The following is a 16,180-nucleotide window of genomic DNA, read 5'->3' on the forward strand; positions in this document are numbered from 1 at the left end:
TGATCAGCACGGCCGGTCGTCCAACCGGTTCGTTCCCGCCAGTGGAGGTGGCATGGCCGAGGGGCTGTACGGCTTGGTCGGTACGTTCAGCGGCGTCGTGTTCGTCACGGTGGCGGCGCTGCCGCCGGCCGCGGTGGCGGTGTGGGCGCTGGCGGGTTCCCGGCGCGCCGGCGGCGCCGGGGCGGCATGGCGCATGTCGCTGGCCGAGGTCGGCATCCTCTACGGGACCGTGCCGTGGGTGTGGATGATCATGTTGCCGGGCGCCCGCGGCGGCGTGAACCTGGTGCCGCTGCGGGACCTCTCCGTGATCCTCAACGGAGATCCGGGGACGGCGGCGAGGCAGATCGTCGGGAATCTGCTGGTGTTCGCGGCGCTGGGGTTCTTCGCCCCGCTGCGGTTCGCGGCGCTGGCGTCGGTGCCGCGCATGCTGGCGGTCGGGGCCGGCTGCTCGGTTCTGGTCGAGACGGCGCAGTACGTGTTGCGCTTGGACCGGGTGTCCTCGGTGGACGACGTGCTGCTCAACGCGGCCGGTGCCGGGATCGCCGCGGTGGCGTCGCGCCGCTGGTGGCGCGCGGCGGAGGGAGCGTCGCCCGATCGTCCGCTGTCTGCTCCGGCGGCGGGGCAGTGAGCTGACCGGGCCCGGTTTGCATACGTCGGCGATATGCCGGGCTACGTACCCTTCGAGCATGCGTGTGCTGATCGTGGAGGACGAGCCCTACCTGGCCGAAGCCGTCCGGGACGGTCTGCGGCTGGAGGCGATCGCCGCCGACATCGCCGGGGACGGCGACTCCGCCCTCGAACTGCTCGGCGTCAACTCCTACGACCTGGCCGTCCTCGACCGCGACATCCCCGGGCCGTCCGGCGACGAGATCGCCCGGCGCATCGTCGCCTCCGGCAGCGGCATGCCGATCCTCATGCTCACCGCCGCCGACCGGATCGACGACAAGGCGTCCGGGTTCGAGCTCGGCGCCGACGACTACCTCACCAAGCCGTTCGAGCTCCGCGAGCTCGTCCTGCGGCTGCGGGCGCTCGACCGCAGGCGCGCGTACGTCCGGCCCCCGGTCAGCGAGATCGCGGGGCTGCGCGTGGACCCTTTCCGCCGCGAGGTGTTCCGGGACGGACGCTACGTCGCGCTCACCCGCAAGCAGTTCGCGGTCCTCGAAATCCTCGTCGCCGCCGAGGGCGGTGTCGTCAGCGCCGAAGAGCTGCTCGAGCGGGCCTGGGACCAGAACGCCGACCCCTTCACCAATGCCGTGCGCATCACCGTTTCCGCATTGCGCAAACGGCTCGGTGAACCGTGGCTGATCGCCACGGTGCCCGGTGTCGGCTACCGCATCGACACCGGCGAGAGCGATGGATAGGCGTCCGGGGCTGAGCGCCCGGCTGAAACTGACCCTCAGCTACGCCGGATTCCTTTTCCTGGCGGGCGGTCTTCTGCTGGCCGTCGTGTGGGTGTTCCTGCTGCGCTACGTCCCGGACGGCCCCATCATGGCGCTCGGATTCGTGCCCAACCGCTCGGATCTCCTGCGCGCCTTCGTGCCCCGCGCGATCACGGCGCTGGCGTTCCTCCTGCTGTTCGGCCTGCTGGGCGGCTGGATCCTCGCCGGCCGGATGCTCGCGCCGCTCACCCGGATCACGGACGCGGCGCGGATGGCCGCGAACGGGTCGCTGTCCCACCGGATCCGCCTCGAAGGCCCGAACGACGAATTCCGCGTGCTCGCCGACGTGTTCGACACCATGCTGGAACAGCTCGAATCCCACGTCACCGAGCAGCAGCGGTTCGCCGCCAACGCCTCCCATGAACTGCGCACCCCGCTGGCGATTTCGCAGACGCTCCTCGATGTCGCCCGCAACGACCCCACGCGGGACCAGGGCGACCTGATCGAACGACTCCATACCGTCAACGCGCGGGCGATCGACCTCACCGAGGCGCTTTTGCTGCTGAGCCGCAGCGACCGCAGGAGTTTCACCCGCGAGCCCGTCGACCTGTCTCTTGTCGCCGAAGAAGTCGCCGAAACGCTGCTTCCGCTGGCGGAGAAGCGAAAGATCACGCTTGAGGTCACCGGGGAGGCGACACGGATCGTGGGGTCTGGGGAACTGATCCTGCGGATGGTGACGAACCTCGTCCAGAACGCGATCGTGCACAACCTTCCCGACGGCGGGACCGTGACCGTCCACACCGAGTCGCAGTACGACGTGAGCGTGCTGCGGGTCGAGAACACGGGGCGGCTGCTTCCTTGGGAGCTGGTTCCGACCCTTACCGAGCCCTTCCAGCGCGGGACGCGGCGTGTGCGCAACGACGACGAGCACGCCGGTGTCGGCCTCGGGCTGGCCATCGTGCACAGCATCGTCCGGGCACATGACGGGAGCCTCGACCTGACGCCCCGGCCTGAGGGCGGTCTTATCGTCACGATCCGACTCCCCCGGTTGGCGCCGGTCCCGTCCCCGAACGGGAGTCTCGCGGGTCGATGGGACGTCCGGTGACGCCGACCCCATCGGGGCTGCTGACGTCCGCTGGGTGAGTCGCCTGACCTTCGGTGGATGCGCGTCCCGCCGCGGCTTGAGTGGACGTGGTTCAGAGCCGTCAGACCTGTGGAGTCTGGCGGCCCTGATGGGGGACGTCGGTCACGACTTGTTGAAGGTGCGCTTGGCCCACAGGTACGAGAGGGCGGCGATCGCGGCGCACCATGCGGTGGCGATGGCGGCGCTGTTGCCGATCGGGGTGCCGAGGAGCAGGCCGCGGATCGTCTCCATGATGGGGGTGAACGGCTGGTATTCGGCGAACCAGCGCAGGGCGGCGGGCAATCGAGTCGGTGGGGACGAAGCCGCTGCCCAGGAAGGGCAGCAGGATCAGTGGCATCGGGGCGTTGCTCGCGGCCTCGGGGGTGGGCGACTTCAGGCCGAGGGCGACCGACAGCCACGTGATCGCCACGGCGAACAGGGTGAGCAGGGCGGCGGTGGCCGCCCATTCGGTGGCGGTGGCGTTGGGGCGGAAGCCGATGGCCAGCGCGATGGCGATGATGACGGCCATGCTCAGCAGCTGCTGGATGACACTGGCGACGACGTGTCCGGTCAGGACGGAGGCCCGGGAGATCCGCATGGTGCGGAAGCGGGCGATGATGCCTTCGGTCATGTCGGTGGCGACCATGACGGCGGTTCCGGTGGCGGCGGTGGCGGCCGCCATGAGCAGGATGCCGGGGACGATGTAGTCGACGTAGGTCCGGCGGTCGCCGCCGAGCCCGCCGCCCAGGGTGCCGCCGAAGACGTAGACGAACAGCAGCAGCAGGATCGCCGGCGTGATGATCAGCTGCACGGTCATGGAGGGGTAGCGGAGCATCCGCTTGAGCTGGCGCCGGACCATGGTGGACGAGTCGCGGGCGGCGAGGGCGAGGGTGCTCATCGGGCGTTCTCCTTCTGGCGGCCGGTCAGGGTGAGGAACACGTCGTCGAGGTCGGGGGTGTGGACGCTCATCTCGGCGATGTCGATCGAGCGCTCGTCCAGCACGGTGAGCAGTTCGCGGATCGCGCGGACGCCGACGTCGCCCGGCACCTGCAGGGTCAGCGCCTCCGGGTCGGCGATGCCCGCGCCGAGGGCGGTGCGGGCCGCGTCGAGCAGGCCGGCGTCGGCGAAGGCGAGTTCGATGTGGCCGCCGGGGATGAGGCGCTTGAGTTCGCCTGCGGTGCCTTCGGCGATCAGCCGTCCGCGGTCGAGGAGGGCGATGCGGTCGGCGAGTTCGTCGGCCTCCTCCAGGTACTGGGTGGTCAGGAAGACCGTCACGCCGCCGGCGACCAGTTCGCGGACGATGCCCCACATGGTGCGGCGGCTGCGCGGGTCCAGGCCGGTGGTCGGTTCGTCCAGGAAGATGAGGCGGGGGTCGCCGACCAGGGTCATCGCCAGGTCGAGGCGGCGTCGCATGCCGCCGGAGTAGGTGCCGGCCGGCTTGCGTCCGGCGTCGGCCAGGTCGAACCGGTCGAGCAGCTCGGCGGCCCTGCGCCTGCCGTCCCGGCGGGAAAGGTGCCGCAGGTCGGCCATCAGGAGCAGGTTCTCCTCGCCGGTGAGCAGCTTGTCGACCGCCGAGTACTGGCCGGTGACGCCGATCGCGCCGCGGACGTCGTCGGCCTGCCGGGCGAGGTCGTATCCCGCGACCCGGACGGTTCCGCCGTCGGCGCGGAGCAGGGTGGACAGGATCTGGACGGTGGTCGTCTTGCCTGCTCCGTTCGGGCCGAGCAGGGAGAAGATCGTCCCTTCGGGGACGGTCAGGTCGATGCCGTCGAGCACGACCTTCTCGCCGTTCTTGTCGCGGTAGGACTTGCGCAGCCCTCGGGCCGCGATCGCCGGGTTCGTCATCGGGAGGCTCCTTGATCAGGGCTGTCGTCACAGGCTGCGGGCGGGGCGGCGACCGTGTGCGTCGTTGTCTCCTGCCCGGACGGTTGTTTCCGATATTGGAAAAGCTACGTTGCGTTTAGAGATCCATCAACAGTCTTGTTGCGTTTGCTGTGCATACATGCAGCTCAGAATTGAGAAATCGTTGCAACTGAGTTGCAAGTAACGCAACGGAGGAGTACATGGCTCGTTGCAATGGATGTCAGGTGAACGCTATGGTGCCGTCACCGGGAGCGTGAGGGAGGACGCGATGCCAGGGGGCAGGCTCACCCAGCAGGAACGCCGGCAGATCGCCGCGGGGGTGGCCGACGGGCTCGCCTACGCGGAGATCGCCAGGCGCCTCGGCCGCCCGACCTCCACGGTCACGCGCGAGGTGATGCGCAACGGAGGCCCCACCGGGTACCGCGCCGACCTGGCCCACCACGCCGCCGAACGGCGCGCGCGCCGGCGCGGGCCCGCCGCGCCCCGGGGGGCCGCCCCGGCGCCCCTGCCGCACGGACGCGACGCCGAGGCCCTCCGCGAGTACGAAGAGAACTTCACCGCCGTCCTGATGGCGTCGGGCCTGCCCAAGATGCTGGCGCGGGTGCTGGTCTGCCTCCACACCACCGACTCCGGCAGCCTGACCGCGTCCGAACTCGTCCAGCGTCTCCAGGTGAGCCCGGCGTCCATCTCCAAGGCGATCGCCTCGCTGGAGAGGTACACGCTCGTCCGCCGGGAGCGCGACGAGAACCGCCGCGAGCGGTACGTCGTCGACAACGACCTCTACTACCAGTCGATGATGGCCAGCGCCCGCGACATCGCCGACCAGGTCGAGGTCATCCGGCAGGGGGTCGAAGTGCTCGGCCCCGGCACCCCGGCCGCGCTCCGCCTCGAGAAGATCGCCCGCTACCTCGACTACGTCGGCGAGCGTTTCGCCCGCGCCGCGGAAGAGGCTCGCGACCTCCTCTATACAAACCCCGAAGGGTCGCCGGCCGAGCCGAGCGGCTAGGCGGCCGCCGCGGTGTCCCACACCGCCGCGGCGGCCGCCACCGGCGGGTCACGGCCGCCAGGTCCGCTCCTCGTGCGGGATCATCAGGTCGGCGCCGCGCGGGGGCGGGTAGGGGCGGCTGCCGCGGAAGTCGCTCAGCTGCATCGTCCGGCTGATGTCGCTCGGGCTGACCAGCCCCACGACCTGCCCGCCGTCGCCCAGCACCACGGCGCGGCCGTCGGTGCAGCCGGCCATGCGGGGCAGCAGGTCGGTCAGCAGGTCGTCCGGATGGGCGGTCGGCACCTGGTCGGGCGGGCACGCGATGTCGGCGAGGCGGAGCACCGAGCGCTCCTCCGGGGCCGTCGACCGGATGCGGTTCAGCGTCACCAGGCCCGCCAGGCGGCCGTCCTCGACCAGCGGGTAGGTGGAGAAGCGGTGCGACAGGACGACCTGGTCGATGAGGCTCTGCACCGTCCGCGCGGCGTCCGCCACGACGGGGTCGGGGGTCATGACCTCGCCGACGCGGACGCCGTGCAGCGCCGCGTTGACCCGGGTCTGCTGCTCCTCGGAGCTGGCGGCGCCGACGACGAAGAGGCCGATCAGGATCAGCCACAGCCCGCCGAAACCGACGCCGACGACGAACTGGATGAACCCGAAGGCGATCAGGATGTAGCCGAACAGGCGGCCGGCGCGGGCGGCGGTGACGGCGGCGGCGGTCCGGTCGCCGCGGCGCCACCACAGGAACGCGCGCAGGACCCGCCCGCCGTCCAGCGGCGCGGCGGGGATCAGGTTGAAGACGGCGAGCAGCCCGTTGATCCCGGCCAGGTAGGCGAGCGTCTCCACGCCGAGGCCGGGGCCGGTCGCGGCGTGCGCCACCGCGGCGGCGACCGCGAAGACGCCGCCGACGACGAGGCTGGCGAGCGGGCCGACGACGGCGATGCGCAGGTCCGCGCCCGCCGAGCGCGGTTCGCCGCGCAGCTCGGCGACGCCGCCGAGCAGCCACAGCGTGATGCCCGCGACCTCGATGCCGTTGCGCCGCGCGACGACCGCGTGCGCCAGCTCGTGGACCAGCAGCGACACCAGGAGCAGCAGTGCGCTGACGATGCCCGCCACGACGTAGGCCCAGGTGGCGAGGCCCGGCTTCACCTCGGGGAACCTGCCGAAGGCCAGCCCGAAGACCAGGATCACCACGATGACGATCACGCTGTAGTTGAGACCGACTCTGATGCCGGCGATACGGCCGAGCCGGATCGACTCCCTCATCGGTCTCCCTCGTCCGCCGCGCTTCCCGGGTAGCGATGAGTTACCCGCTGCCCGGACGTTCTATGCCGTCCAGCGCCCCCGCGAAGCCCCATCCCGCACGGCTTTCCGCAGCCGCGACACCGGACCCGCCGCCGGCCTGCGGGCACTCCTGCGATGGGGCGGTCTCCGCCGCGCGCATAGCGGGTGGGGGCGGGTGGTTTCGCGGATTGGGCGGGTAACGCGGAGGCATGGACAGACTGACGCGCGGACTGATCGCCGGCGCCGCCGGGACCACCGCCCTCAATGTGGTGACGTACCTCGACATGGCGCTTCGGGGACGTCCCGCCAGCAGTACCCCCGACCAGAGCGTGGAGATGATCGCGGACGCTGCCGGAGTCGGACTCGGCGACGGTGAGAAGGCGGAGAACAGGAAGGCCGGGCTCGGCCCGATGCTCGGTTTCGGGACCGGCCTCGGCGCCGGCGCCGTGTACGGAGCGGTCGCCGGGGGCCGCAGCGTCCCGAAGCCGGTCGCGACCGCGGCCCTGACGGTGCTCGCCATGCTCGGTTCGAGCGCGCCGATGACGGCGCTCGGCCTGACCGACCCCCGCGAATGGTCGGCGGCGGACTGGCTGATGGACGCCGTGCCCCACCTCGCCTACGGCGCCGTCGCCGCCGGCGTGTACGACGCCTTGGACTGACGCCGTCCGCGGCCGGGCTGCAACCCGGCCGGCCGCCGCGGGGTTCAGAGGGTCCACGTCCGATCGGGCGTGGTCGCTCTCTGAAAGGGAAACTCATGAATCTGCGGCTTGCCGGACGCGTCGCCGTCGTCACCGGGGCGTCGAAGGGCATCGGACTGGCGGTCGTGCGGACGCTGCTGGACGAGGGCGCCCGCGTGGCGGCGGTGTCGCGCAAGCCGGGGCCGGAACTGGACGCGCTCGCCGGGCCGAACCTGCTGCACGTCCCCGCCGACCTCATGGACCCGGCCGCCCCGGCGATGGCCGTGGAGCGGGCCGTGGCGGAGTTCGGCGCGCTCGACGTGCTGGTCAACAACGCGGGAGGCCCGCCGCCCGGGGCGACGCTGCCGCGGTTCGGTTTCGCGGGCCTGTCGGACGACGACTGGCGCGACATGTTCGAGTTCAACCTGTTCGCGGTGGTCCGGGCGGTGCGGGCGGCGGTCCCGCATCTGCTGCGGAGCGGCGCGGCGTCGATCGTGAACGTGTCGTCGGGCAACGGGCGGCGCCCCGGGCCGATGAACCACGACTACAACGCGGCGAAGGCGGCGCTGAACAACCTGACCAAGGGGATGTCGGAAGAGTTCGCGCCGCAGGGCATCCGGGTCAATTCGGTCTCGCCGGGCCCGGTCCGGACACCGTGGTGGACGGACGAGGGCGGCGCCGCCGACGTCATCGCCGCGGCGACCGGCTCCGACCGCGACGCGGTGCTGGACGGCGGCGCCGCCGAGATGATGGACCTCACGACCGGCCGCCTCGCCGACCCGCAGGAGGTCGCGGACGTGATCGTCCACCTGGCGTCGCCGCGCTCGGCGAGCACGACCGGCGCCGACTACGCGGTCGACTCCGGTTTCCTCAAGGAGATCTGAGGCATGGGCTTGCCCGTGGCCGTCCAGAACACCGGCCACGGGCAGCGCCCCGCGCCCGTGGAAATTGCTTTGCCGCCCGGGTGCCCTCCGCGCTAGAGAATGGGACATGCGCAAGCTCGTGCCGCCGACCACCGCCGTTCATGAATCCTTCCTGGACGCGATGGAAGAGTTCCGCGCGGAAGGCCGGGCGGACCCCCGTGACGAGAGTTCGATCGCGCAGGAACTCCGCGAATTCGGCGACACCTGGCGCGACCCCGAGGTGTTCGGCCGCTACGTGCAGATGCTGGTGGACGAGCAGCGGACTCCCCGCCGCGAAGGCTTCGTGACGGCCACCAACCTCTGGTTGATCGACGGGGACGAATATCTCGGCCGCATCGCGATCCGCCACCGGCTCAACGACTTCCTCCGCGAAATCGGCGGTCACATCGGCTACGACGTCCGCAAATCCGCGCGCCGCCGCGGCCACGCCACGTACATGCTCAAGGAAGCGCTCCCGATCGCACGTTCGCTCGGCATCGAATCCGCGCTGATCACCTGCGATGTGGACAATGTCGCCTCCCGCAAGGTGATCGAGGCCAACGGCGGCGTGTTCGAGGGAGAGCACGGCGGCAGACTCCGCTTCTGGACCCCCACCGCCTAGCCGCCCACCGCCCCTCGGCAAGGCGGCGCTCCCTCCGGGGCGCACCTTGGCGAGGCCGGCGCGCATGTCGGTGAGGGTGAGCGTCGCCCAGTAGGCGAGGTCCCGTTCGGTCGCCGGGCCGTGGCCGGGACATGCGGCCTTCAGCGCCAGCCGAGCTCGGGCGCCACGTAGGTCAGGATGTTCTCCAGGACGTGCGCGTTGTAGTCCACGCCCAGCTGGTTGGGGACGGTGAGCAGCAGCGTGTCGGCGGCCTGGACGGCCTCGTCGCCGGCGAGCTGCTTGACCAGCTCGTCCGGCTCGGCCGCGTACGTGCGCCCGAAGACCGCCCTGGTCTTCTCGTCGATCATCCCGATCTGGTCGCGCGAGTCGGCGTCGCGGCCGAAGTAGGCGCGGTCCAGGTCGCTGGTCAGCGCGAAGATGCTGCGGCTGACGGACACGCGCGGCTCGCGTTCGTGTCCGGCGTCCTTCCACGCCTGCCGGTACGCCTCGATCTGCTTGCGCTGCTGGACGTGCAGCGGCTCGCCCGTCTCGTCGTCCTTCAGCGTGGAGCTCTGCAGGTTCATGCCGAGTTTCGCCGCCCAGACGCTGGTGGCGTTGGAGCCCGAGCCCCACCAGATGCGGTCGCGCAGCCCCTCCGAATGCGGCTCGATGCGCAGCAGCCCGGGCGGGTTCGGGAACATCGGGCGAGGGTTGGGCTGGGCGAAGCCCTTGCCCTCCAGCACCGTGAGCAGCACCTCGGTGTGCCTGCGCGCCATGTCGGCGTCGGTCTCGCCCTCGGCCGGCTCGTACCCGAAGTACCGCCACCCGTCGATGACCTGCTCCGGCGACCCCCGGCTGATGCCGAGCTGGAGCCGCCCACCGGAGATCAGGTCGGCGGCCCCGGCGGTCTCGGCGAAGTACATCGGGTTCTCGTACCGCATGTCGATCACGCCGGTGCCGATCTCGATCCGCGAGGTCTTCGCGCCGATCGCGGACAGCAGCGGGAAGGGCGAGGCCAGCTGCCTGGCGAAGTGGTGCACCCGGAAGTAGGCGCCGTCGGCGCCCAGCTCCTCCGCGGCCACGGCGAGATCGATCGACTGCAGCAGTGCGTCCGCCGCCGACCGGGTCCGCGAGCCCGCGCCGTCGCTCCAATGACCGAACGAGAGAAAGCCGATCTTCTTCACATCGGCGTCAACCGTCTCGGCGCCCTCGGGATTCCGGCGTGGGGTCAGGCGGACCCCAGGTGCCGGGAAAGGTTCGGTTCAGCTGGCCGGCCGGCCCGCCTGGACGAACGCGACCCGGCCGAACCTGTGGTCGGAGTGCGCGACCTCCCGGGCGTCGGCGAACCCGGCCCGGGTGAGCAGCGCGACGATGCCGTCGTCGTGGTCGCCGGCCGCGGCGGGGGCATGGGCCGTCCGGGGACGGATGAGGCCGGGCAGGTGCCGGAGGGCGTGGGCCGGGCCGCCGCCGTGCGAGTCGTGCCCGCCGCCTCCGCCGGACGCCGGGCCGCCGAAGTCGGCGATGGTGATCTTTCCGCCGGGCCGGAGGGCGCGCAGCGCGTCGCGCGCGAACGCGGCCCGGCTCTCGTCGTCGACGTGGTGCAGGGCCAGCGCGGAGACCACATGGTCCAGCGAGGCGTCCTCGGCGGGGATGCGGTCGGCGTACCCCTGCACGAGGGTGAGGGCGACGCCGCGGCGGCGCGCCTTGCGCGCCGCTCTGCGCAGGGCGGCGCGGTCGGGGTCCAGGCCGGTCACCCGCGCGCTCGGCTGGGCCGCGAGGACGGCGAACGACAGGTTGCCCGTGCCGCAGCCGACGTCGGCGACCGCCTGCCCGGGTTCGATCCCGGCGATCTCGACCGCGCGCCGGTGCAGCACGCGGACGCCGCCCAGCCGGGTGAGGGCGTCGTAGAACGGCAGAAGCCAGGTCTTGCCCGCGCCGGGCAGGAACGGGCGGTCGCGCTCCTGCGGCGTGCGGTGGTCGAGGATGCGTACGCGGGCGGAAGCCGCCATGGGTGCTCCTTGTGCGTCAGGTGGCGGGCCGGCCTGCGGTGGCTCGCGGCCGATCCCGGGTCATCACCTCCAGTCTTGGATATTCCGTGGATCTGGAGCAGGACATACTTTGGCGGCTATGGGACATTCTTCGGTCGGTGCCCCGCTGGGCGCCGGGGCGGCGCTGGGCACGGTGCGGCTCGACGGGACGCCCGTCTACCGCTACCGGCAGCGGCCCGGCGCGCCCGCGGTGTCGGTGATCCGGTTCGACGGCGCGGCCCACGCCGGCCTCCCGCCGAACCACCGCCACGCCCACGACTTCCTCACGCTCGTCTACGTCGAGGAAGGCGCGGGCTCGGTCGTCATCGACGGCACGGAGCGGCCGCTGCGCGCCGGCGACGTGCACGCCGTGTCGCCCGGTCAGGTCATCGAGGCCGCGGCCGTCGCCGAACTCGCCGGCGGCCGGGCCTGGGCGGTCGCGTTCCTCCCGGACGCCGTCCCGGCCCTGGCGTCGGTCTCCCCGCTGGCGTGGGCGCACCAGCCCCTCCTCGCCCTGTTCGCGCCCGGCGCGGGGTACGGGCGGGTGGCCGCGCCCGACCGGGCGGCCTGGTCGGCGTGGGCGGCCGAGCTGGCCGCGGAACTCGCCGATCCGGGCCGCCTCGGCGCCCACGAGGCCGCCGCCGCCGCGCTCACCCGGCTGCTGGTGGCCGCCGCGCGGCTGGCGCCCGCCGCGCCCGGCGCACCGGATCCGCTCGTCGAGCAGGTCTTCGCCGAGATCGAGGCCGTGTTCCGCGAACCGGTCTCCGCCTCGGACGTCGCCCGCGCGCTCGGCTACACCCCCGGGCACCTCACGACCGTCCTCCGCAGGCGCACCGGGCGGCCCCTGCTCGAATGGATCACCGAGCGGCGCATGATCGAAGTGCGCCGGATGCTGCGCGAGACCGACCTGCCGCTCGACGCCGTGGCGGCCCGGGCCGGGCTGCGCGACGCCGCCTACCTCGTCCGGCGATTCCGCGGCCGCTACGGCATCACCCCGCAGCGATGGCGTCGCGCCGAACGAGCATGGCCCTGACGGCCGTCACTCCCCGGGGGGCGTCCGGTCAGTCCTTGCCGGTGACCCCGGCGAGGAATTCGGCGCGGGTGCGGGCGTCGGTGCGCAGGAGCCCGAGAAGCGTGGACGTCAGGGTGCGCGTGCCGGTGGCTTGGACGCCGCGCAGGGTCATGCAGGTGTGCTCGGCTTCGATGACGACCCCGACGCCCTTGGGCGCGAGGCTGTCCTGGAGCCAGTCGGCGACCTGCTTGGTGAGGCGTTCCTGCACCTGGGGACGGCAGGCGAAGTGCTCCACGATCCGGGCGAGCTTGGACAGCCCCAGGATGCGCTGGCCCGGGAGGTAGCCGACGTGGGCGGTGCCGACGAACGGCAGGAGGTGGTGCTCGCACACCGAGCGCAGCGGGATCGAGCGGACGAGGACGAGTTCGTCGTAGCCCTCGTCGTTGGGGAAGGTGGTGAGGTCGAAGGGCCGCGGGCTGAAGAGTTCGGCGTACGCGTGGGCCATGCGGCGCGGTGTGCCGCGGAGGCTTTCGGAGTCGGTCGCCACGCCCAGCGCCGCGAGGAACTGGGCGGCGGCCTCTTCGGCGGCGTCGAGGTCCACGCCGCTGTCGTCGGGCACGACGTGCAGGGGCCCGCGGGCGCGGGCGGCGGCGTCGGGCAGGTGGACGGAGTTCATCTGAGAGTGCATGTCGGTTTCGCCTTCGTTGTCGAGTGCGGACGGCGGACGGCGCGTCCGCGCTCAGGCGTCCAGGAGCCGGTCGAGCGGCGCGTCCGGGTCGGCGAGCGCGGCGGGGTCGATCGTCCGGCCCGACCGCACGAGGCGCTGGATGTCCTTGTTGACGTCCCAGATGTTGACGTTCATGCCGGCCAGGACGCGGCCGCCGGCGAGCCAGAAGGCGATGAACTGCCGGCCGGCGAGGTCGCCGCGGACGACGACGTCGTCGCAGCTCTCGGGCTCGGCGTATCCGGAGTACTCCATGCCGAGGTCGTACTGGTCGGTGTAGAAGTACGGCAGGCGGTCGTAGACGGCGTCCTCGCCGAGCATCGAGGCCGCGGCGACGGCGGGCTGGTTCAGGGCGTTGGCCCAGTGCTCGACCCGGATGTGCCTGTGCAGCAGGGGGTGGAAGGCGTTGGCGACGTCTCCGGCGGCGTACACGTCCGGGTCGTTGGTGCGCAGGGAGGCGTCGACCAGGACGCCGTTGCCGACGTCCAGCCCGGCGCCGGCGGCCAGGGACGTGTCGGGCGCGGCGCCGATGCCGACGACCACCGCGTCGGCGTCGATGCGGGTGCCGTCCGCCAGCCGCACACCGGTCGCCTTGCCCGCGTCCCCGGTGATCTCGGTGATCTTGGCGCCGAGCCGCAGATCCACGCCGTGCTCGCGGTGCAGATCGGCGAAGACGCCCGCGATCTTCGGCCCGAGGACCCGCTGCAGCGGCAGCTCGTCGGCCTCCAGCACGGTCGCCTCGACGCCCGCCAGCCGGGCGGCGGCGGCCACCTCCAGGCCGATCCACCCGCCGCCGACGAACGCGACCCGGCGGGCCTGCCGGAACCTGCCCCGGATCGCCTCGGAGTCCCCCAGCCGGCGCAGGTAGAGCACGCCGTCCAGGTCGGCGCCGGGCACGGGGAGGGGCCGCGGGGTGGCGCCGGTGGCCAGCAGCAGCTTGTCGTAGGCGATCGTTCCGCCATCGGCGAGGGCGACCGTCTTGCGGTCCCGGTCCAGCTCGGTGACGCGCGTGCCCAAGCGCAGCTCGACCTGGTGGCCGTCGTACCAGTCACCCGGATGCACGAACACCTTCTCGCGCTCCTGCCCGCCCTGCAGGTAGCCCTTCGACAGCGGCGGACGCTCGTACGGCCGCTCGCTCTCTTCGCCGATCAGCACGACGCGGCCGGTGAAGCCGCGCTCGCGCAGCGCCTCGGCCGCCTTGGCGCCGGCCAGGCCCGCCCCGACGATGACGAAGGTTGGTTCGGTGCTCATCGCTGCTCTTCCTCTCCTCGCCGGCCGTGGCGGCCGGACGGTGGTCGATGTGGTACGGCCGGGGCTCGGATTCGCGCGCCGAACCGGCCCCGGCCGTCGTCGAGGCGGCCGCCCCCGTCGTCCCCCGGCCGCCCGCGGGCAGTCGATGCGCGGGCAGGCGAGGGCGCACCGTACGCGCGTGCACTTCGATGCACGCTAATTTCACCAACAAGTATTGGTGTTATTCGCCGAATACGTCAAGAGGGCCAGGATCTTGCTTCTTTCGACCAGCTACGTTCGCGATATCTCGATGCACGGCGAGTGATCTCCGCGCGGCGCCGCAACAGCCCCCGCACGACGCAGAGCCGCGCGCCTTCGCCGCCCGAGGCCGCTCCCGCGCCCCCAGCGAGGACGGCTGCAGCGCCCTGCGCGAATGGAAGAAGCCGCCGACCGCGGGTGATGCGGTCGGCGGCTTCTCCGAGCGCCGGCGGCCTGCCATGGCGCTCGTGCGTCAGCGGAAGAGCTGCCGGGTCATGACCTCTTCGAGGGTGCCCCGGGGGTCGTCGGCGGGGTCCGCCGTCCGCCAGGCGATGACGCGGTCGGGCCGGACGAGGACGGCGCCGCCGGTGCCGATCCCGTACGCCTTCGTGAAGCGGTCCTCCTTGTCGACGACCGGGCCGGTGGCGGCGATGCCGTGGGCCTTCAGCGGGAATCCCTCGGACGCGGCCAGCGAGGCGGCGGCATCGCGCCACGCCTGTCCTTCCGAGCCGGTGAGCAGGACGAAGTCGTCCCGGACGAGGTCGAGCGTGGAGATCGAGACGCCGTCGCGTTCCAGCGGAAGGTGCGGCGCCCGGGTGCCGGGGCGGCCGGTGGGGTTCCGCGGGTCCTCAAGAGGGGGCTGCTCGTCCGACCGGTAGACCTGCCCGAGCTCGATGGACGCGTCGTCCAGCGGATCCATGAGGTCGTTCTTGGGGAGGGAGTCGTCCACCCTCAGGACATAGCGGGTGTAAGCCTGCTCGGAGGTCAGGTGACCGATCGGCCGGCGTTCCGGGTCGTAGGTGTCCAGGAGCCCCGCGCCCGCCGCGCCGCTGTGCACCATGGCGAGCTTCCAGGCCAGGTTGGCCGCGTCGGCGATGCCGGTGTTGCCGCCGAAACCGCCGGTCGGCGGCATGACGTGCGCGGCGTCCCCGACGAGGAAGACGCGCCCGTCCTGGAATCGCGCGGCCGATCCGGCGGCCGCGCCCCACCGCTGCACGTTGTCGATCTCGACGGGGAACTCGGGGCCGGCGCCGAGCGCCGTCCGCACGAAGCCGGCGCACTGCTCGGTGCTGATGTTCTCGCCGACGTTGCTGTCGCGGGAGCCGTCCGGGCCGATGGTGGCGAAGACGGCGAGGAACCCGGAGTCGGCGTTGATCGAGAAGCGGAAGAACCCCAGCAGCTCAGGGTGGTTGACGTACACGACGCTGAGGTTGCGGTCCCCGAGCATCCCGCGGACGTCGGCCTTGAAGTAGATGGTGACGCAGTCGGCGAAGACGCCGCGGCCGTTCACCTCGATCCCGAGCGCCTTCCGCACGGGGCTGTGCGCGCCGTCGGCCGCGACGAGGTACCGCGAGCGGACGGTCTGTTCCGCTCCACGGTCACGTGGCCGTATGACGGACGTGACGCCGTCGTCGTCCTGTTCGAAGTGCACGAGCTCGGTCGCGAAGCGGTGGTCGGCGCCGAGCTCGCGCGCGCGGTCGCGCAGCAGCGGCTCCAGCCCGATCTGCGTGATGAACAGCCGCGATGTCGGGCTGAGCCCCTCGACCCCGTCGTTGTAGGACCGGTAGAAGTACTTCAGCTCCCGGCCGGCCAGGCTCTCCACGGCGATGATCGCCCCGTTCTGGACGAACTCCCGCTCCGCCGCGGCGTCGACGGCCTCCTGCATGCCGACGCCGCGGAAGACCTCCATCGTTCCCTGGTGGAACGACGCCGCCCTGGGGTGGATCGCGGTGCCCCGATGCTGTTCGACCAGCATGTGCGGCACTCCCCGCGCCGCGAGAAGAAGCGAGGTGGTCAGCCCGACCAGGCTGCCCCCCGCGATGAGAACGGGAACCTCGTGATCGGCCATCGGATTCCATCCCTCCCGTCGCCTCGTGGGCGGAGCCCGAGCCCTGCTCTCAGCGATCACTCCGCCGCCGCGCGAATACCCGGATCGTACACTTGTCCGTATGGCGGACAACAGAGCAAATCGGGCATCACATGGGCAAACCGCGAGACAAGCGCACGTCCCGACCCGCCGCCCCTGAAACAGATCAGCAGTAGGTAGCGGCACCGCGACACCAGGTGAACGCCGTCGCCGCGCAGCAGGCCAGGGCACATCGAATGGGCGCGGCCGCC

Annotated in this window: 15 protein-coding genes and 1 pseudogene; 8 read left to right on the forward strand and 8 right to left on the reverse strand. The window is 72.0% G+C overall.

Annotated elements, in window-relative coordinates; all coding sequences use genetic code 11:
- Positions 1-52: 52 nt before the first annotated feature.
- Genes ABTW95_RS02800 through ABTW95_RS02810 form a run of 3 tightly spaced genes read left to right on the forward strand, consistent with a single transcriptional unit; the run spans position 53 to position 2,484 of the window.
- Positions 53-628 (forward strand): VanZ family protein, encoded by a 576-nt coding sequence (locus ABTW95_RS02800; RefSeq protein WP_500223950.1) that lies wholly within the window; start codon positions 53-55, stop codon positions 626-628.
- Positions 629-686: 58 nt separating this feature from the next.
- Entirely contained in the window at positions 687-1,361 is a 675-nt protein-coding gene (locus ABTW95_RS02805) for a response regulator transcription factor (RefSeq protein ID WP_396448111.1), read from the forward strand.
- The gene (locus ABTW95_RS02810) at positions 1,354-2,484 is read left to right on the forward strand and encodes a sensor histidine kinase (RefSeq protein ID WP_396448109.1); all 1,131 of its coding nucleotides are present in this window, start codon (positions 1,354-1,356) and stop codon (positions 2,482-2,484) included. Before ABTW95_RS02805 ends, ABTW95_RS02810 begins: the two co-directional genes overlap by 8 nt.
- Before the next feature lie 141 nt (positions 2,485-2,625).
- On the opposite strand, the pseudogene ABTW95_RS02815 reads toward ABTW95_RS02810, so the two are convergent.
- A pseudogene (locus tag ABTW95_RS02815) lies at positions 2,626-3,400 on the reverse strand (ABC transporter permease).
- Entirely contained in the window at positions 3,397-4,347 is a 951-nt protein-coding gene (locus ABTW95_RS02820; protein WP_500223953.1) for an ATP-binding cassette domain-containing protein, read from the reverse strand. The pseudogene ABTW95_RS02815 and the gene ABTW95_RS02820 overlap by 4 nt, the downstream one beginning before the upstream one ends.
- Positions 4,348-4,633: 286 nt before the next feature.
- On the opposite strand from ABTW95_RS02820, the gene ABTW95_RS02825 reads away from it, so the two are divergent.
- Positions 4,634-5,371, forward strand: a complete 738-nt coding sequence (locus tag ABTW95_RS02825) for a helix-turn-helix domain-containing protein (RefSeq protein WP_500223955.1) — start codon at positions 4,634-4,636, stop codon at positions 5,369-5,371.
- Positions 5,372-5,419: 48 nt separating this feature from the next.
- On the opposite strand, the gene ABTW95_RS02830 is transcribed toward ABTW95_RS02825, so the two are convergent.
- Entirely contained in the window at positions 5,420-6,613 is a 1,194-nt protein-coding gene (locus ABTW95_RS02830; RefSeq protein ID WP_500223957.1) for a site-2 protease family protein, read from the reverse strand.
- 227 nt (positions 6,614-6,840) lie between these two features.
- On the opposite strand from ABTW95_RS02830, the gene ABTW95_RS02835 reads away from it, so the two are divergent.
- The 3 genes from ABTW95_RS02835 (at position 6,841) to ABTW95_RS02845 (ending at position 8,832) form a co-directional block, all read left to right on the forward strand.
- Positions 6,841-7,290 (forward strand): hypothetical protein, encoded by a 450-nt coding sequence (locus ABTW95_RS02835; RefSeq protein ID WP_500223960.1) that lies wholly within the window; start codon positions 6,841-6,843, stop codon positions 7,288-7,290.
- A 95-nt stretch (positions 7,291-7,385) separates the two neighbouring features.
- Positions 7,386-8,192: an SDR family NAD(P)-dependent oxidoreductase gene (locus ABTW95_RS02840; protein WP_500223962.1), complete on the forward strand. Its 807-nt coding sequence runs from the start codon at positions 7,386-7,388 to the stop codon at positions 8,190-8,192.
- Between the two features lie 106 nt (positions 8,193-8,298).
- Positions 8,299-8,832, forward strand: coding sequence for a GNAT family N-acetyltransferase (locus tag ABTW95_RS02845; protein ID WP_396448101.1), 534 nt, complete (start codon positions 8,299-8,301; stop codon positions 8,830-8,832).
- Positions 8,833-8,972: 140 nt separating this feature from the next.
- On the opposite strand, the gene ABTW95_RS02850 is transcribed toward ABTW95_RS02845, so the two are convergent.
- Together ABTW95_RS02850 and ABTW95_RS02855 are read right to left on the reverse strand one after the other, a co-directional pair.
- Entirely contained in the window at positions 8,973-9,995 is a 1,023-nt protein-coding gene (locus tag ABTW95_RS02850) for an LLM class flavin-dependent oxidoreductase (RefSeq protein ID WP_500223965.1), read from the reverse strand.
- 78 nt (positions 9,996-10,073) lie between these two features.
- The gene (locus tag ABTW95_RS02855; protein ID WP_500223967.1) at positions 10,074-10,820 is read right to left on the reverse strand and encodes a class I SAM-dependent methyltransferase; all 747 of its coding nucleotides are present in this window, start codon (positions 10,818-10,820) and stop codon (positions 10,074-10,076) included.
- 118 nt (positions 10,821-10,938) lie between these two features.
- Here ABTW95_RS02855 and ABTW95_RS02860 point away from each other — a divergent pair, with 118 nt between their 5' ends.
- On the forward strand, positions 10,939-11,871 hold the full coding sequence (locus ABTW95_RS02860) for an AraC family transcriptional regulator (RefSeq protein ID WP_396448097.1): 933 nt from the start codon (positions 10,939-10,941) through the stop codon (positions 11,869-11,871).
- A 28-nt stretch (positions 11,872-11,899) separates the two neighbouring features.
- On the opposite strand, the gene folE is transcribed toward ABTW95_RS02860, so the two are convergent.
- The 3 genes from folE to ABTW95_RS02875 form a co-directional block, all read right to left on the reverse strand.
- Positions 11,900-12,538 carry a GTP cyclohydrolase I FolE gene (folE, locus tag ABTW95_RS02865; protein WP_500223970.1) on the reverse strand — a complete coding sequence of 213 codons (639 nt, stop codon included), beginning with the start codon at positions 12,536-12,538 and terminating at the stop codon, positions 11,900-11,902.
- A gap of 51 nt (positions 12,539-12,589) precedes the next feature.
- Positions 12,590-13,825: an NAD(P)/FAD-dependent oxidoreductase gene (locus ABTW95_RS02870; protein WP_500223972.1), complete on the reverse strand. Its 1,236-nt coding sequence runs from the start codon at positions 13,823-13,825 to the stop codon at positions 12,590-12,592.
- Between the two features lie 490 nt (positions 13,826-14,315).
- A complete protein-coding gene (locus tag ABTW95_RS02875) occupies positions 14,316-15,911 on the reverse strand; it encodes an FAD-dependent monooxygenase (protein WP_500223974.1) in 1,596 nt (531 codons plus the stop codon).
- Positions 15,912-16,180: the final 269 nt, after the last annotated feature.

The organism is Spirillospora sp. NPDC127506, from assembly GCF_040302145.1.
In the GTDB taxonomy this organism is placed as follows: domain Bacteria; phylum Actinomycetota; class Actinomycetes; order Streptosporangiales; family Streptosporangiaceae; genus Spirillospora.

Coding starts and splice junctions, on each gene's coding strand:
- ABTW95_RS02800 (WP_500223950.1), top strand. CDS start 53: ATGGCCGAGGGGCTGTACGGCTTGGTCGGTACGTTCAGCGGCGTCGTG.
- ABTW95_RS02805 (WP_396448111.1), top strand. CDS start 687: ATGCGTGTGCTGATCGTGGAGGACGAGCCCTACCTGGCCGAAGCCGTC.
- ABTW95_RS02810 (WP_396448109.1), top strand. CDS start 1,354: ATGGATAGGCGTCCGGGGCTGAGCGCCCGGCTGAAACTGACCCTCAGC.
- ABTW95_RS02820 (WP_500223953.1), bottom strand. CDS start 4,347: ATGACGAACCCGGCGATCGCGGCCCGAGGGCTGCGCAAGTCCTACCGC.
- ABTW95_RS02825 (WP_500223955.1), top strand. CDS start 4,634: ATGCCAGGGGGCAGGCTCACCCAGCAGGAACGCCGGCAGATCGCCGCG.
- ABTW95_RS02830 (WP_500223957.1), bottom strand. CDS start 6,613: ATGAGGGAGTCGATCCGGCTCGGCCGTATCGCCGGCATCAGAGTCGGT.
- ABTW95_RS02835 (WP_500223960.1), top strand. CDS start 6,841: ATGGACAGACTGACGCGCGGACTGATCGCCGGCGCCGCCGGGACCACC.
- ABTW95_RS02840 (WP_500223962.1), top strand. CDS start 7,386: ATGAATCTGCGGCTTGCCGGACGCGTCGCCGTCGTCACCGGGGCGTCG.
- ABTW95_RS02845 (WP_396448101.1), top strand. CDS start 8,299: ATGCGCAAGCTCGTGCCGCCGACCACCGCCGTTCATGAATCCTTCCTG.
- ABTW95_RS02855 (WP_500223967.1), bottom strand. CDS start 10,820: ATGGCGGCTTCCGCCCGCGTACGCATCCTCGACCACCGCACGCCGCAG.
- ABTW95_RS02860 (WP_396448097.1), top strand. CDS start 10,939: ATGGGACATTCTTCGGTCGGTGCCCCGCTGGGCGCCGGGGCGGCGCTG.
- folE (WP_500223970.1), bottom strand. CDS start 12,538: ATGCACTCTCAGATGAACTCCGTCCACCTGCCCGACGCCGCCGCCCGC.
- ABTW95_RS02870 (WP_500223972.1), bottom strand. CDS start 13,825: ATGAGCACCGAACCAACCTTCGTCATCGTCGGGGCGGGCCTGGCCGGC.
- ABTW95_RS02875 (WP_500223974.1), bottom strand. CDS start 15,911: ATGGCCGATCACGAGGTTCCCGTTCTCATCGCGGGGGGCAGCCTGGTC.